This is a genomic window from Brevibacterium sp. (genome assembly GCF_052105255.1).
Taxonomy (GTDB): domain Bacteria; phylum Actinomycetota; class Actinomycetes; order Actinomycetales; family Brevibacteriaceae; genus Brevibacterium; species Brevibacterium linens_B.
Genome location: NZ_JBQDYQ010000017.1, coordinates 40919 through 58891 on the forward strand (window position 1 = coordinate 40919; position 17973 = coordinate 58891).

At 64.6% G+C, this 17973-nt stretch carries 4 protein-coding genes and 1 pseudogene; all 5 read right to left on the reverse strand.

Annotated features, from left to right (window positions below):
* Positions 1-38: 38 nt before the first annotated feature.
* Entirely contained in the window at positions 39-794 is a 756-nt protein-coding gene (locus tag ACTIIH_RS07015) for a thioesterase II family protein (RefSeq protein WP_096157089.1), read from the reverse strand.
* Positions 795-847: 53 nt separating this feature from the next.
* Positions 848-1957: a saccharopine dehydrogenase NADP-binding domain-containing protein gene (locus ACTIIH_RS07020; protein ID WP_441451241.1), complete on the reverse strand. Its 1110-nt coding sequence runs from the start codon at positions 1955-1957 to the stop codon at positions 848-850.
* Positions 1954-7440: a non-ribosomal peptide synthetase gene (locus ACTIIH_RS07025; protein ID WP_096157087.1), complete on the reverse strand. Its 5487-nt coding sequence runs from the start codon at positions 7438-7440 to the stop codon at positions 1954-1956. Before ACTIIH_RS07025 ends, ACTIIH_RS07020 begins: the two co-directional genes overlap by 4 nt.
* A complete protein-coding gene (locus ACTIIH_RS07030) occupies positions 7437-17507 on the reverse strand; it encodes an amino acid adenylation domain-containing protein (protein ID WP_441451242.1) in 10071 nt (3356 codons plus the stop codon). Before ACTIIH_RS07030 ends, ACTIIH_RS07025 begins: the two co-directional genes overlap by 4 nt.
* Positions 17485-17973: pseudogene (locus tag ACTIIH_RS07035) on the reverse strand (serine hydroxymethyltransferase); the annotation flags it as partial. The pseudogene ACTIIH_RS07035 and the gene ACTIIH_RS07030, both read right to left, overlap by 23 nt.

Here is a 17973-nt window from a genome sequence, read left to right on the forward strand (position 1 = left end):
GGAGGCTCCTGGTCTCGAACAGTGGGTGGCAGGCACAATTACGGGGTGGACGGCCAGTTGGTGAGCTCGGGTGCTATTGCACTGGTGACTTCGCTGACGGCCGTTCGAGGATCTTCGGCGAGATAGAAGTGTCCGCCGCGCAGCACCCGGATCTCGAAAAAGCCACGGGTGACGGCCGCCCATTTTCGTCCGTCGGCCGGGCTGGCTTCTGAGTCACGATCGCCGACGATTGCGGTGACCGGCGTCTCGATCATAGGAGTGCACGCCACGGTCAGAGCACGGCGCGGTTCAAACGCGCTTGGCTGGTAGGTCTCCGCGAGTTGGTAATCGGCCCGGATCGTGGCGAGCAGCAGCGAACGGATCTCGGGATCGTCCAGGACTGGCGAAGCAGTCCCACCGAGCCGACGCAGATCGGCGACGAGCTGGTCATCGCTGGCAAGGTGCAAGGTGCTTGCCCTCCGGATGTGCGGTGCGTGCCGGGCAGACACGATCAGACGGTCAGGCTGGAGGTCTTGGTTTTCCAAGAGTCGGGTGACTTCGAAGGCAATGGCTGCTCCGAGGCTATGCCCGAAGAGTGCCCACCGTGGTCTGGGGCGCTCTCGAAGTTCACTGGCAACGGCGGCCGCGACCTCGTCAGCGAGTGCTGACACGGTCCCTGGCACAGGCTCGGATATCCGGTCCTCGCGGCCGGGATACTGAACGCCGAGGAGTTCGACCCGTTCGGGTGTGACAGGTATCCACCGTCGGAAATAGCTTGACGCTCCACCGGCGTGGGGTAGGCAGATCACGGTCATGTCAGGCGTATGAGGGCTCGTCAGCGGACGTAACCAAGTGTCGTGAGGTCGAGTCAAAGCTCTCCTTCCTCCTCATGCGTGGAAGTCTGGGCCTGGGTGGGATCAATGAGTTCAAGGCTAGGACCGATCTCGATCACTGAAACACCCTGTAGGCCGTGGAGGGATGTGATGATGTCGGATGGATCGAGGATATCCTCGGCCCGATAGACGCCATTTGGGATCTGATCGGAGTGGACAAGCGTTGCCACCGTGGCAGTGACGAACGCGGTCACCTGGTACCCGTCTTCGCAGCTGAGGACCGTGGTGCGGACTTCACCGGCATCGGTGGCGGCTTGCACCACGATCCTGTGATATGGAGCCTGGCCCTGCATGTCGTGTACGACGGCGCTTCGCAGTTGAGCGACGGCGTCGTCGAGGCCGGTATCAGGTATGGGTCCGAGCGTGGCGATGACCTGTTCGGCCTGACCGGCTGGGAAGATGTTGAACCATCGTGCCTCCGGCACCTTGTACCGGTGACACACTCGCTCGAGTTCAGTTGGCAGGTACGGAAATGCCGATACGCTGCCGGGGAAGAACGGCAGATTGATTTGTCGGATTGGGCGTAGAGCCGCGGTCCGGCGTTGATGATTGGACCAGTCGGCCAGCGGCTGGCCTATTCCCGCTTCCTCGCTGAGGAGGAAGTCTGCAGCGGCGGCATCGGACAATGGTGCGATGCCGCCAGCGAGGCAGGAAAGGCGACGGATGGGCTCGTCGAATCGGGTGGCGAGCCAGGACGGAATCATAGCGCTGACGCCGGGCAAGAGCCCGGCAGAGACGACCGCTGCCCTCTGTGGACCAGGGGGTTGTTCGAGACGAGTGTAGACGGGATCGTCGCCTGCGGGATCGACGTAATGTGCTCCATTGCTGAAGGCAGCGCGAGCGACGGTATCCAGGATCCTGTAGGACGGGCCAGCACAGTTGACGACGACCGAGCAGTTCCGACAGAAGGCATCGAGGGAGACCGGGTCGGTGATGTCCACCTGTGTGCTCTCGATGTCAGCGTGCGTTGGATGGTTGATCGCTGACCTCCGACGGCCGCCGAGTCGAATCGGGAAGCCAGCTGAGTGGAGTCGCTCTGCAACGGCTGCGCCGACCATCCCGGTGGCGCCGATGATGCCGATCATCGTTCGGCCTGCTGGTCTCGGTGCTCGATCCATGCCGCCACCGTGTCGACGTGGGGATCGTGCAAGCATGCGAAGTGGTCGCCGGGGATGTCATGGATGGTCAATGAGGGGCCGCACAGTTCTCGCCAGAAGGTTGTGGGCTCGTCCACGACGCCAGGGAGGAAGGGCACGTCGGAGGCATGGCTCAAGAACTCCACCGGCCCGTCGTAGGGGTCCGGGCGCCATTGAACGACCCCGGTGATGCTATGGGTGAACACGGTGAGCCCTTGATCTAACTGCTCGGCTGTGTCTCCGGTCTGCGCGGCCAGTGCGGAGACGCGCTCGGCGCGGGTAGCGGTGAGATAGGACCCGAGCACTGCGTCGAGGCTGCCCTTGGGCACGAGCCCATGCCGGTCCAGCGCCACCCGTACTTCGTGGCCGACAGCACCAGGATCGGCAGGCAGGCCCACGGCGGACGGGTCGATGCCGCGTAACCTGGCATACCCGTACTCGACCAGTCCGGGCTCTTCGACCAAGTAGGGAACGCGGTGGCTGCCGATCACGGTGAGGCGTTGGACATGTGTCCCGCGGCGGCGGAGTTCGCGTGCCAATTCCAGTGCGGTCATGCCCCCCATGCAGTAGCCGATAAGCTCGACCGGAGGACCTCCGGCCAGTAGTTCTGCGTATTCTTCTGCCAGCCCGGTCACGAGGTTCTCGGTTGGACGGGCGAGGTATTCGTCCAGCCGTGGCGGGGCCAGGCCGAGTAGTGGAACATCGGAATCGAGCGAAGCGATCAGGGACCGGTATGGCAGCAGGGTCGCGCTTCCGTCATGCACCAGCACCCGCCGACGCTCCGACGTGGCGGAGGCGCCACGCAATACACGCAGGGGTCGTGGGGAGTCGGCACGGCGCAGTTGGGCGGCGAGGTCCATGACCGTCGGCCGTGACATCAGCTCCGGGATCAGTGCCTCCCACGTGATGTCAGAGGCCTCCGGGACCGAAGTCCGCAACTGTTCAGCGAGCCGGGCAATCAGCAGCGAGTCACCGCCGAGGGCGAAAAAGTCGTCATTTCGGCCCACAGTCTCGAGCCCCAACAACTCCGCCCAGATAGTGGCCAGGCGCCGCTCGAGGTCGTCACGCGGTGCATCGCTGGTTCCTATGGCGGCAGGCTGCGAGCGTGGCACACGCGCGGCGAGAGCAGCTCGATCGACCTTCCCGTTCGCCGTGAGTGGGAGCGCATCTACCGGGATCAGGCGTGAGGGCACCATCGGTTCGGGCAACCGTTCGGACAGCCACTCGGAGAGGCCATGATCCTGGACGCCGTCGACGTCGGAGCCGAACCGCACACAGAATGCGGCCTGCCCGAACTGTTCCATGACCCGATCATCGGGGAGGCAGACCTCAATGGCCCCGCCTGCCCGGTGCAGAACATCAAGCCACTCATCGCGAGTCAGGAAGATACGATCTTGCCCGTGTCGCGCATCGGCGAAGTCCGGGCGTGTGGTGTCGTCAAAGGTCATCAAGAACTCCATCGACATCATCACCGATGTGTTCTCGCGCACAGTCTCGATGAACACGAGTCGCCCACCAGGAACGAGGAGGGCACGAAGCCGGTCGATGACCACATCGGCCGACGCGGCGTTATGCAGGACGTTCGCGCACAGGATCACGTCGTAACTGCCTGGTTCGACATCCTGTCCGTCGAGGTCGGCATTGATGTCGAAAATCCCGTATCGCATCCCCGGCACGTTGGAGAACTGCCGCTGCGCGTCGGTAAGGAAGAACCGCGACAGATCAGTGAACAAGTAGTCGATTCGTGTGCCGGCGAGTGCCGTGACGACGTCAGCGGTCGTCCCTCCGACGCCAGCACCGACTTCGAGCACATGCAGAGTTCCCGTGTGCTGGTCGGCAAGTGTCCTCATCACGGCCGTCACAGCCTGATTGACGTATCTGCTGATGATGTTGTCCTTATACGCCGCCTCGGCCGTTCCGATATCGCCGTGCGGGAACAGCAGAGACAGGGCAGAATCCTCGCCGCGCACCAGGTCGGCCAGCTCCTGGGCACACGAACGCAAGAACGTGATGAGCTCGGCCCCGTCGTCCAAGCCATGATGCGCCTGCTCCACTGAGTCCCACGCATCCTGGACATCCTGGCGCGTCACCGGGGCCAATCTGGTCCAGTCGCCCTCCGGCGTGCGGGTGACGAGACCGTCGGCAGCGAGCATCCGCAGCCAACGCCGCACCACCCGTCGGTTGGCAGGGGTGGCCCCGGACTGCGTGAGCAGCCCTTCGGTGCTGTACGCGACCTCGGGGTCAGAGAACAGGCCGAGTTCACGAAGGGCGCATGTCATGGACAACCGAGCTGCCCGGTCCATCCGGTCCGCGAACTCTGCCAGCCGATCCGGGTCGGTTCCATTCACGATGCCAGCGGCAGCATCCTTCGCGGCGACTGCGAGCTGTTGATCGGGTACAGCAGCCTCGCGCTGATGGTCGCGAGTGTAGAAACCGACCAGCCGACGTTCCAGGGCCCGGTCACCGTCAACGATGACCGCAGCGGCAGCGACCGGTGGGAAGGTTTGCATCGCCGTCTCCACTTCGGCCAGTTCGATCCGGTGCCCTCGAATCTTGACCTGCTGATCTTCGCGGCCGAGGAACTCGATGATCCCGCCGGGTAGATACCGTCCGATATCGCCGGTGCGGTACATGCGAGCCCCGGACAGCGGATCGGTGATAAACCGGACAGCGGTCAGGTCGGCGTCACGGAAATAACCGGTGGCAAGAGCGTCCCCGCCGATCCACAACTCACCGGGTACCCAATCGGGCTGATCATGGCCGTGTTCGTCACGGACGGCGAAGCTGTGGGCCAGCAACGGCACCCCGTACGGAATACTGCGCCAATGTGGCGGGACCTCGGCTATGGGATGGAAGATCGACCAGATGGATGCCTCGGTCGCCCCGCCGAGGCTGACCTGGTGCGCCTGCGGCAACACCTCCGAGAGCTCGCCGGGCAAGGAAGTGGGTATCCAGTCTCCGCTCATCATGATCAAGCGCACCGATTCGAGAAGCGCACGCCCGCTCTCTGGCTGCGAGCGCAAGTACTGGACGAGCATCTGAGGCTGAGCCGGAACACTATTGACCACCGACACACCATGGTCATCGATGAGCTGGGCCCAGCGAGCGGGATCACCGCGCCGGTGCGACTCCGGCAACACGACCGCGGCCCCTGCTGCAAAGGTGCCGAAGATATCGAACACGGACAGGTCGAAGCTCAAACCGGAGAGACCGAGCACACGGTCCTGCGGGTGTAACTGGAATCGGTCGACAATATCGTCGAGTGTCGCCCGAACCGCATGATGGGACACCGCGACGCCTTTCGGGCGGCCCGTCGAACCTGATGTGTAGATCACATACGCGAGCTCGTCCGGGCCGGTGCTGCCGGCCGGGACCAGGGCGGCTGTGTCCGGGGCAGGGATATGGTCGATGGGGACCACAGTGAGGGCATCGGGCCATGTGTGAGGATCGGCGCCGTCCGTGAGCAGCACGTCGACGCCGGCGTCGTCAACAATGCTCATCTGCCGTGTAAGCGGCTGTCGTGGATCGAGAGGCAGGTAGGGTCGTCCGGCCAGCAGTACGGCGATCACGGCCGCGATCTGCGTGGCCCCCTTGTCGAGCGCCACTGCTACTGGAACCGGCGAGTCGTGGTCTGGGATCAGGGTTGCCAGTTGGGCGGCGGCGCTGACGAGTTCCTGGTACGTCAGGGTTGTGTCCGGCGCAATGATCGCCGGTGCGTCCGGGGTGCGGTGCGCGGCGGCGAGGAGTGGACTATGTACGAGCCCGGCGTCCGGTCCGGGAGCTGCGGGGGTGGTGATGCGGTTGAGGTTTTCCCGGGTGCGTAGTTGGGATTCCGGCACCGGTATGGGGCACTGCAGTTCCCATGTTTGGAGTGAAGCGGGGTCCCGATCACTGGGTCCCTCGGTAGACGCAGGCCCTCCGGCGAGGACGTGGAGAAGTGACTCAAACGCGGCGAACATGTCCTCGATGACGCCCGCTGGATAGGCGCCGTCGCGGACATCCCAATTGACGACGAGGCCGCCGCGGTCTTCGAGCACCTGGCAGTCCAAGTGAACCTGTGGAGTCTGGCTGATGCCGTAGCGGGCGGTCGCTTCCGTCATGAGACCGTCTGCAGTGCCCTCGGTGGGACCTGTGTCTGACTCGGTTGTGCGGGTGAGCCCGAGTGCGCTGGTGAACACGACGGGCATGAGTGCGGTCTCGGACCCGTGACGGCGACCGAGTTCACGCAGGACCTCGATGCCGGAGAACATTCGATGGTCGAGGTCGTCGGCGAGCTGATTCTGCACGGCCATGGCCCGCTCGACGTAGGTCGCGGCCGAATGATCCACGGCCAAGGGGATCACCGAGGTGAAATCGCCTACGACAGCATCGATATCAGGATGTAGGGGCAGGCGCCCCTGCAAGGTGACATTGAGGGAGAACCGGTCGTGTCGTGACCAGCGCCCGATCACTTCGGCGTAGGCGGACAGCAGTGTTCCCGAGGGAGTGAGTCCGTGGTTGCGGCCGGCTTCTCGCAGTGCAGCCCACGACTGCGGTGACAACCGCAGCGTTCGACGGGTGAAGCGAGGATGGGAGTCCTCGACAGGGGCGGGGCCGGCGACGGGTGTGCCATCTCCAGCCGCGGGCAATTCCGGTGCCGAGGGGAGGGTATCGATGCGGTCGAGCCAGTAACTGCGGTCGCGCCTCCACTCTGGATGCTGAGGCAGTTGGCGATGAGCCAACACATAGTCGCGGAACGTGACTCTCGGCTCATCGGTGTCGACCCCGGAATAGCTTCGGTCGAGATCAGCCAGGAGCAGTTGGATGCTGACGAAGTCGGCGATGAGCATGTCGATCGACAGATGCAGGATGTCTTGATCCGGCAGCCTTGTGATCCGGAGTGTGAATAGGGGCCATTCATGCGTGACGTACACGGTGTGATCGATTTCGGCGCGCGTTCGCGTCAGATGCGACTGGCACGCTTCCCGATCAGCGCCACGTAGGTCCGTGACCGCAATTCTGTAGCGCGGTACCTCTGGCAGCACACGCTGTTCGCCACGCTGCAAAATGACTGCACGAAGCATCGGGTGCCGATCGATGACTGCCTGCCATGCGCGTTCGAGGCGGTCCACGTCCAGGGAGCGGAAAGAGATCTCTATGTAGCTGTGGCACCCCACCCCACCGAGTCGGTTCCCCCGCACCCGCCCGAGCAGATATGAGGCCTGCACGTCGGTCAAGGGGAAGGGCGCATGACAGGCATCCGGCTCGGGGATGGCCTCGGGCAATGCCTGCTGGCGCAACAGCTGAATGATCTCGTCACGTCGTGCGGAAACTTGCTCGCGTCGTTCCTGGCTCATGACACCGCGGGGCCCGCGGAACCGGAGCTTGTCGCCGTCAAGCCAGAGATGCACCCCGGCATGTTCAAGTTCGGTAATCAGTGCGTTGGCGTTCACAGCTCTCCTTCCTCGAAATCCTCAGTCCCGGCCTGCATCTGCCCACCATGTGGTCCCATCCCGGTCGCAGCCACCGCGGCGATCGTTGGGTCAGCGAAGAATTCGCGAAGGCTCAGTTCGATCCCCACCTCAGCGCGCACTCGGGCAACCATGCGGGTAGCGACGAGGGAATCGCCGCCCAGACCGAAGAAGTCAGCAACACGATCGATCCCGGTCGACCCGAGGAGCTCCTCCCAGATCCGGGCAACAGTCGACTCGACGCCGGGGCGGGGCTTGCCTGCCTCGGCGACTGGGGAACTCTCGCCTCGTATCGAGACGGGCCCCTGAGGAGACGATGCTGGTTGGGCGAGGTGGGACGCGGATGCTGCCGGTAGGCCTGGACGGGAGTCGGCCCAACCCGGATCGGCGATTGCTGAGACGAGCCGGGCATATTCGTCGAACATGGACCCGATGGCTTCGGCCGCAATCAACCCTTCTACGGCATCCCACTGGATAACCAGCTCTCCGTCGGGAGTCTGCGAAACCTGATGGTCGAGCCAGATTTGTGGGGTTTGCGAGATGCCCCAGATCCGGTCAGGAAAGCCAGGCCCCGGATCGAGGGACATCGCCGTACCCAGCCCGAGACCACTGGTGAAGACCACTGAGGCGCCGGCCACGGCACCGCGTCGGCGGGCCAGTTCACGCTGCACCCAGATTGCTGAGACCGAGCGATGCTCTAGATCGGAGGCCAGCTGATCGCGGAGGCGAATAGCCCGTACGCCGCGCGTGTCGCCGGGCCTGGTTCTGATCTCGACGAGGAGCAGCGAGGTGAAGTCACCGAGAATGCGATCGATATGCGGGTGAACTTCCTGCCGGTCGAACAGCGTCACGTTCACGCTGAACTCTGAACTGGTGCTCCATCGGCCGAGCACTTCCGCGTAGCTGGACAACAGGACCACCGCTGGGGTGAGCCCCAGGTGGCGGGCGTTCTGCAGGGCCGCTTTCCAGGTCTCCGCGGGGATGCGGCGCTGCCAGCGCCGGAAACGGGGTTGCGTCACTGTGTCGGGGTCGACCAGTGTTGGCAACTGCGGTCCAGGCGGGATGCTGTCCAGACGTTCCTGCCAGTACTGTCGATCGGCGCGCAGTTGTGTGTCCGATGGTTCAACCTGAACGCGGTAGTCGCGGAACGTCAGTTCCCTCTCGGGCAGTGAGGCACCGGGATCGCGGTAGAGTTCTTCGAGTTCGGAAAAGACGATCATCATCGACAGGCCGTCGAGGATGATGTTGTCCAGTCCTATGCCGACCCGTGTGCGCTGCTGACCGAGCTGATGGTAGGTGACCGCTTCGACCGTGAACAGGGGCCATCGGCCGGGGTCGAGCACGCGATGCGAGAGGCGATCGCGCAGTGTGTCCAGTTCCTGGTTCACGGCCTCGGGCGCAGTGGTGGCGTCCAGCTGCGTGTGTGGCACGTGCAGAACCGTCTGGTCAGATGGCAGAAACTGCTGTCGGCCGTCGGGCGTGAACACGCTACGCAACTCGGCATGGCGGCGTACGAGAGTGTTCCACGCCTGCTCGAGGCGGCTGATGTCCACCTTGGCGCCGTCGAACTCGCTGTAGTAGTAGGCACCGACCCCGCCCAGGGCGAGGTCGCTATGACGGCCGACCCAGTACGCGCGTTGCACGTCGGTGGCCTCGAACGGCTCGGTCATCTCCGCCGGGTTCGGCACGACTCGCCGCCGTCGATCCTGACGTGGGGTCCGCGTAGCGAGGCCGGTGTAGAAGTCCTCGAGCACGGGGCGGGTGAAGATATCGGCGACCTGCACTCCTGTCGCCCCGGCATCGAGCAGGCGTCCGATCAACCTGGTGGCCAGGAGGGAGTCGCCCCCGAGGGCAAAGAAGCTGTCGTGAGTGTTGACCTCAGCGACAGCGAGTACGTCAGCCCATATCGCGCCGACCTGGTCTTGTGAGAGGGTAGCATCCCCGTTCGGGGACGCGTCGATGGCCGCGACTTCCACTGGGGTCGTGAGGCTGGGAGCGGATTCAGCCGTGCGGGTCCTGACAGCAGACAGGTCGGCGTTCGGAAGTTGTTCCAACAGGCGCCGATACTCCTCGAACATGTCGTCCAGGAGTCCGGGGGCGAACAGACCTTCAACGGCATCCCAGTGATAGAGCAAGGCTCCGGATTGTTCCATGACTTGATGGTCGAGCCACACCTGTGGGGTCTGGGACGCGCCGCCGACGAATGTGGGAAATGGTGGACGGAGCCGGTCGAGAACGTCATCGGACAGGCCCAGCGTGCTGGTGAAGACGACCGGCATCGCGGCCTCGGTAGGGCTGGTTCTTCGGGCCAGCTCTCGCTGGACCCACAACGCCGAGACACCCCGGTGATCGAGGTCTGAGGCGAGCTGGCGTTGCAGCCGTTGTGCCGCATCGGCGAGGCTCTCCTCAGCGGTCGGGCGATGCTCCAAGAGCGTGAGACTCGTGAAATCCCCGAGCACGCGGTCGATGTGCGGATGAACGCGGGAACGGTCGAAGAGGGTCAGATTGAGCGTGAGCTCGGGCCGCGCGCTGAACGCAGAGAGCACATGCGAATAGCAGGCCAAGAGCACCGAGGATGGCGTCACGCCGGCCTGCCGGCACCACTGCTTGACCTGGGTCCACTGCTCGGCTTCCAACCGTCCGGCACGCCGTTGGAAGACGGGCGCGTCGATCTGTGCCGGATCGACGGCTACCGGTAGGTGCGGGGCCTGTGGCAGGCTCTCCAGCCGGTCCGTCCAGTACGAGACGGATGCTTCTCGGTCTGCCGGGGAAGTGTCCACTGCGAGGACGTAGTCACGGAAAGACACGTCAAGCTCGGGAAGCGACGTCTCCGGGTCGAGGTAGCACGCGGCGAGTTCTGTGAGGAGAAGTTGGACGCTGAACCCGTCCAGCAGCAGATAGTCGACTGCGATTCCCACGCGCACTCCGCCGGGATGACGGATGAGCGCGGTCGCGAACGTCGGCCACGTCGACAGATCGAACGAGGAACGTGCAAGCAGCTCGTGGAGCCTGGCCGAGGCCGACTGCTCATCGTCGGCGCGGCCGATGCTCACCGGTGGAGCCGGTAGATCCTCCGGCGGGAGAATGCGCTGCTGTTCGCCCTCGACGATCACCCGAAGCATGTCGTGTCGGTCGATCATGCGACGCCAGGCCTGCTGCCAGCGGCCAGTGTCCACGCTCTCGGCGCTTAGTTCCAGGTAGTAGGTCGTGCCGATGTTGCCCAGCGGCATCCCCGGAGCGCGGCCACGCAGATAGGCTAGTTGCACGTCGGTGAGCGGGAAAGGCTCGTGCCGCTGGGCCAGATCCGGTTCTAGCTGCAACGGGGGAGCATCTGAGATGGCCGGGCGTAGACGTTCGGCGAAGTCGGCGAGCACCGGATGCTCGAAGAGCGCTCCGACTCCGACACCGCCGAGTGCCCTGCCCGTGCTCGGCGCGTCCCGTAGCCGAGCCACGACCCGGGTAGCGGCGAGGCTGTCGCCACCCAGGGCGAAGAAACTGTCAGATGGTGCGGGCAAGGTCGGCAGGCTGAGAACCTCCGCCCATACCGCGGCCACCTGCTCCACACGCTCATCGGACCGACTGCTTGGCTCGGGCGAGGCCGGTGCTCCGGGTTCCGCGTTCGTGATCGCGAGGATCTTGGTGGCAACTACGTCGCGGTCGAGTTTGCCATTGGCAGTCAGCGGGATGGCCGGAAGCTCGACGACAACGTCTGGGCGCATGGTGGGTGCGAGGAGACCCGCAGCATGCCGAGCGATCGCGTCCAGATTGAGGCCGCCATCCGCGTCTCGCTCGTCATCGGCCGAGGGGGCAACAACCGCGGCGGCAATCCGATCAGCTGTGCCCCGCAGCACCACGGCGGCGGCGCTGACAACATCGGGGTGGTCCCGCAAGGCCGTCTCGATCTCGCCGAGTTCGATGCGATGCCCGCGCACCTTGACCTGACCGTCGTCACGTCCGAGGAACTCGAGCAATCCCGCCGACCGGTACCGGCCGAGATCACCGGTCCGGTACCAACGGTGGCCGCCCACGACAGGGAAGCGTTCTCGTGTTCGCTGCGGATCCCCGAAGTACCCGTCGGCCAGGCTGTCGCCTCCGATCCACAGTTCACCGGGCACCCAATCCGGACAGTCCCGTCCAACACCGTCGACCACCCGGAACGCTTGCCCGCCGAGCGGAGTTCCGTAGGGCACGCTCGGCCATCCGTCGATACCGTCGGCGACCGGGTAGAAGTTCGACCAGATACCTGCTTCGGTCGCGCCGCCCATCGCGATCAGCCGTGCGTTTGGAGCAGACTTTGCGAGGCGATGGGCCAGGTCGAGTGGCACCCAGTCCCCGGACACGAAAGCGGTCCGCAGACTCGAGCTGGTGTCTGGGTGCCATGCTGCCGCGGTGACGTACATGTCCAGCAGCTGCGGCACGGTGTTCCAGACGGTCACGCCGTGGTGACGGACGAGGCCGTGCCATTCGTCAGGGTCACGCCGCTGGTGCTCCAGCGCACAGATCACCTCCCCGCCAGCGGTGAGAAGCCCGAAGATGTCATACACGGACAGATCGAATTCGAGCGCAGAGATCGACAGAACCCGATCAGCCTTTGTAATCCCGAACCGCGCGTTGATGTCGGCGATCGTGTTCCAGGCGGCTCGATGGCTCATCTGTACGCCTTTGGGTTCGCCGGTGGAGCCCGAGGTGAAGATCGTGTACGCCGTCTCCGAAGCCTTTGTCGGGGAAGGTTCCGGGAGTGGGGCGAGGTCGTTCAGGTCGGGCAGGCTGCTGAGGAACAACCGAGGCTGCACGGTTCGCGTGATGCGCTCGATCCTGGCGGTGGGCTGATTGACTCCGATCGGTACGTAGTTGGCGCCGGCGGCGAGCGTTCCGAGCACCGCGATGACCTGGTCTGGTCCCTTCGGCATGCTCACGGCAACGGCGTCGCCGCGTCTCACTCCGTTCTGCTGAAGATGCCGGGCCAGGCGAAGCGCCCGCTCGGCGAGCTGACCGTAGGTGAGAGATCCCGACTCGGATGCGCCAGGCAGTCCCCAGCGCAACGCGACAGCCGCTGGTTGCTTGGCTGCCCTGGCGAAGAACTCGACATGCAAGGCATTCGCCTGTGGCGCGAGGCTGGGCACGGCATTGACGCGAGCACGGCTGTCCTGTTGCGCCGCTGGCAGTGCGACGTCTGCGGGGATCGCGTCAACGTCTGCGGAGTCGATGAACGTGTCCACGAGACCGAGGTAGGCCTCGAACATCGCCGAGACGAGTCCCTCCGGAAAGAGCCCCTCTACCGAGTCCCAGCTGAGTAGCAAGTCCCCAGCCTGCTCAACTACCTGATGATCGAGCCACACCTGCGAGGTCTGTGATGCGCCGTCGGCGTACGCTGGGAACCCGCCTGGCGCGTCGTCGAGGAGCCCGCCGCCAATGCCGAGGGTGCTGGTGAACACTACCGGAAAGATGGCCTGGGTGATCCCCTCAGTCAGCGCGATCCGCTGTTGCACTTCCACTGCCGAGACACTGCGATGCTCAAGTGCCCGGGCGAGTTCGTCCTGCACCTGACGCGCGAGGTTCACGAGATCGTCCTGCCCATCAGGACGATGTGCGAGCAGCAGCAGCGAACTGAAGTCGCCGATGACGGAATCGACATCGTCGTGCACGGGCTGGCGGTCGAACAAGGTGAGGTTCAGCGTCAGCTCCGGGCGGGCGCTCCACCGCGACAGCGTCTGTGCGTAGCAAGTTAGGAGGAGCGCTGAAGGTGTGAGCCCGACCAAGGCCGCTCGTTCCCGCAGGAGCCGATAACGTGCACGGGGCACCCGGTGGGCGACGCGCGCAAAGCGGGGCCGCCCGAGGGCCGCAGGGGCCGAAGCCAGGGGCAGTAGAGGAGCTGGCGGCAATTCGGGACCCACACGGTCCCAGTACGCCTCAGCGCGGGCCTTGTCGTCCGGATCGACGGCGACTTCGGTGAGATAGTCACGGAAGGTGAGACCCAACGGCGGCAGGTCGAAGTCAGGATCGTCGTACAGATGTGCCAGTTCAGACAGAAGTGTCTTCACACTGCGCCCATCGAACACGATCGGATCCACGACGATCCCGACCCTGACACGTGCAGACGGTCCGTACTCGACGGCCATGGCAGCGTAGGGCGGCTCACTGGCCAGATCGAACGACCGCCGCCGCAAGGGTTCCAGCAGCGTTCGTGCGGCTTCAAGAGTGGGTGCGGTCAGTCGGGGAAGCTCGGTCACGGTCATCTGTTCGACCACTTGCTGGCGTCCGTCCCGGACCGTGACTCGCAGCATGTCGTGGCGCTCTGCCAGGTGCCGCCACGCGTTCTCCCAGCGCTCATGATCGAGACGGTCACCATCGAGCTCGAGATAGAAGTTCGCGCCGATTCCGCCCAGGGCGAGCGTCTCGTCACGCCCGACGAGGTAGGCATGTTGCACGGGTGTCAACGCGAAGCGCTCGAAGCGGGCCTCAGGGCGGGCGCGAAGTACCGCGTTCTCAGAGCGCGGCCCTGCCTGCGTCGTGCGAAGAGTCAATGCGAACCCTCTCACCGTGCGGCCCCGCATCAGGCCGGATATGGTGCATTCAGCGATCGCTACGCCGCCCGGCAACGTGTAGGTGCGCAGTCGGGCCACCGAACGGGTCGCGGTGAGGCTGTCACCGCCGAGTCGGAAGAAGTCATCGTCTCGTCCCGACACAGTGATACCCAACAGCTCGGACCACACCTGTGCGATTGCCCCCTCCACCGGCCCCTGCGGTGGTTCGCCGTCGACGTCCGCCGAAGGAGCGGCCTCCTGCAGGAGAGCGGCCACCCGCTGACGGTCCACTTTGCCGTTGCTGTTCAATGGCAGGCTGGTCACGCTCACGATGAGTTCCGGCACCATCGCCTCAGGGAGATACTTCTTGGCCCGTTCGCGAATGGTCGCGTCAAGGTCCGGCGCATGGTTTTCAGGGTCATCGACGACGGCAAGCACGCGGATCCGCGGTCTCTTCTCCGCGTCGATGACGGTCGCGACTGCCCGCCGAACGCCGGGATACTGCTCAACCGCGGATTCGACCTCGCCGAGGTCAATGCGATTACCGGCGATCTTGACTTGGAAGTCTGTACGCCCGAGAATCTCCAACTCGCCGCTGTCTCGCCAGCGCACGAGGTCACCGGTCCGATACCAGCGGTGCCCGTCCCGCTCAACGAACTTCTGCGCAGTCAGCTCGTCGTTGTCGCGGTAGCGGCCGTGGACACCCGCCCCGCCGATCCAGAGTTCGCCCGCGGCCCAGTCTGGGCGATCACGCTCCTGTCCATCGACGACCCGCACTTTCTGATTGCGCATCGGATGCCCATATGGAATCGACCGCCACAAAGGATCGATGTCGTTGACGTCGAAGAGCACCGACTGGATCGATGCTTCGGTCGCCCCTCCGAGCACAACGCACCGACAGCCGGGGGCCAAACGCGCCAGTCGGCGCGGAAGATCCAACGCCACCCAGTCACCACCCAACATCACTAGCCGCAAGCTGGCGACCAGTCGGGCGGCGGGCGGGGACGACTCGGCGACCGTGAGCAGCATATCGAGGAGCACGGGCACGGTGTTCCAGACGGTGATCGGCGTGTCGGTCATCAGCTGCATCCACGCATCAGGGTCGGCGCGGCGGGCCTCATCTGGGAGGACGACGGTTCCACCGACGCTGAGCAATCCGAAGATGTCGACGACAGACAGGTCGAATTTCAACGCGGACACGGCAAGCACAGCATCGGTGGGGCCGACCTCATACCGGTCATTGAGATCCTCGATGGTGTTGCTTGCCCCACGATGGGTGATCTCCACTCCCTTCGGAGTGCCTGTAGAACCGGAGGTGAACAGCACATAGGCTGGCCCATCGGGATCAGAACGACGGGCTGCCGACAGCGGGGTGGCTTCCAGAGCATCAGCGATTCGTACGATGGCCGGGCTACCGGGCAGATCCTCTGGAAGATGGGCGTTGGCGTCGGTAATGACGGCTACCATCGGAGTGGCGCGGTATATCGCCGTCTGTCGGGCAGGCGGCTCATCGACGCCGATCGGTACATAGGCGCCGCCGGCCGCGAGCACACCGAGAACGGCTGCCACTTGTGCTGGACCCTTCGGCAGGCTCACTGCGACCAGGTCGCCGGCACTGATCCCGGAGGCGTCCAAAGCACCGGCCACACGCAGGGCCTGCTCACACAGACCGCCATAGCTGAGGGAGGCTGGCCCCTCGGCGGTCTCCCATGCAAGCGCAGTCGCGTCAGGACACTCGGCGGCCACCCGGAAGAAGGGCTCGTGCAGGATGTTGGCCCGTTGCGGTGCGCCGGTTTCGTTGACAGCGGAATGTCGGGCTGCCTGCGCAGGGGGCCGTAGGTCGTCAATGGGGCGTTGCCAGGCGGCGTCGTCTGCGACGAGCTGGGACAGCACATCCCGGTACGCACCGAACATCGACTCAGCCACGCCGGGGGCGAAGAAGCCCTCACGGACGTCCCAGTTCACCAGGTAGCCACCATCGAGTTCCGTGGCCTGCGCGTCGAGCCATACCTGCGGCCCCTGTGAAACGAGCCAGACCGGATCACCGAAGACCTCCCGCACGTTCGGTGCGAACAGTTCTCCCAGGTTGAGCGCACTCGTGTACACGACGGGTGCCAAGACTCGTTCTCCTCCGGCGAGGCGGGACAGATCGCGCAGCACTTCGACGCCGGGATAGGCGCGGTGATCGATCGCCGCTCGCAACTCCTGTTGTAGACGAACAGCTCTTTCGGCAAACGGCATACGGTCCGTGACATCTGCGGCCAACAGCACTGAGCTGCTGAAATCTCCGACCAACTGTGGCACCTGGGCGTGTAAATCTGCACGGTCGAAAAGGGGCAGGTTGAGCAGGAACTGCGGATCGGTGGCCCACCCGCCAATGGCCTCGACAAAGGCGGTCGCCAATGCCATTGCCGGCGTCACGCCATGCTTTCGCGCGATATGTTCCAACCGTTCGCGTTCAACCGGGTTCAACCAGTGGTGCAGCCGCTGCACGCGCGTCGGCGTCCGCCCGGGTGTCTGCCTCAGACGCGGCAGGTCAGGAGCACCAGGCAGTGTGGGCAACCGTGCCTGCCACCAGTCGCGAGCCTCGGCATACTCCCGCGTGTGAGTCTCGGACTGTTCCGCCTGACGGCGGTCGGCAAGATACTGAGGGAAGCTGTACGTCAGGCTCGGCAGTACGGAGTCCGGGTCGTGATAGTAGGTAGCGAGATCGGCCATGAGGACCCTGAAGCTGGCTGCATCGGCGGCAATCATGTCGAGATTGACGTGCAATCGCGTTCTGCTCTCACTCACCAGCGACACCGCGACATCGAATACTTGTCCGGACGCGATATCGAGTTGTCGATGTGAGGCCTCGTGACGAACACGTTCCAACGCGGCAGCCTGCTCCGCGTCATCGAGGTCACGCAGATCATGAATGGTGAGGCCCGGCCACGCCGGCTGCGGGAGAATACGCTGCCGCCCGTCGTCGCCGATCGCGACTCGGAGCATCCCATGGCGTTCTAAGAGCAGCCGCACGGCTCTGTCGAGTCGGTCCGTATCGATGCAGGGGCCATCGAACTCGTTGTACAGATGCGTTGCCACACCTCCGAACTCCATGTCCGCGTCTCGTCCGGCCCAATATGCATGCTGCATGAGCGCCAGGTCGAACGGCTCGCCAGGACTCACCGGTGGTGCCGGGCCCACAGCCTCGGGCTCGGCGCGCGGGGCATCGAGCAACTGCCGCCAGGCGCCGAAAGTCGGGCGCTCCGCGAGCTGCTCAAAGGTGGCCGATACTCCCAGTCGGCGTGCCTGGTTGATGACGGACATCATCCCGAGCGAGTCGAGGCCGAGCTTCAACGGCTCGGCATCGTCGCTGAGAGCTCTGACATCGCAGCCGAGCCGCGCGGCAATCAAGTCCGCGATGATGTCCGACGGACGCGCGTCGGCCTCAGACGATGACCCTAACGGGACAGCTCGATCAACGTTGGACGACATGGATCTCCTTGAAGTGTATGGGTGCTCAGGGCAGGCTGGTTGTGGCATAGAGCGGATACCGGTTGGCCAGTGCGGAGACGCGGCTCGCGAGGCTGGGACCGTTCTCCGCTCGGGTTAGGGCGTCGGCCAGGATCTCGGCGACCTCGGCGAAGGCGGAGTCGTCGAAACCGCGAGTCGCAAGGGCCGAAGTGGCCAGCCGAAGCCCAGAAGGTCGACGGGATGTGCGCGTCTCGTTCGGAACCGTATTGCGATTGACTGTCACGCCAATACTCTCCAGATACTGTTCTGCGTCTGCACCGTCGGTGAACTGGCCTTGTTCTATTGCTTCGGACAAATCAAGCAACACGAGATGACAGTCAGTGCCACCGGTCACCACCTGGATCCCCGATGATCTGATGTCGGGCTGACAGAGCCGCTCGGCGATGATCTTCGCGCCTTGAAGTGTTCGCCGTTGGCGCTCGACAAACCCAGGTCGGCCGGCGAGATGGAAGGTGGCAGCCTTGGCGGCGATGCT

Excerpts from the sequence above, each read along its gene's own strand:
- ACTIIH_RS07015 (WP_096157089.1), bottom strand. The coding sequence starts at position 794 with ATGACCGTGATCTGCCTACCCCACGCCGGTGGAGCGTCAAGCTATTTC.
- ACTIIH_RS07020 (WP_441451241.1), bottom strand. The coding sequence starts at position 1,957 with ATGATCGGCATCATCGGCGCCACCGGGATGGTCGGCGCAGCCGTTGCA.
- ACTIIH_RS07030 (WP_441451242.1), bottom strand. The coding sequence starts at position 17,507 with ATGCCACAACCAGCCTGCCCTGAGCACCCATACACTTCAAGGAGATCC.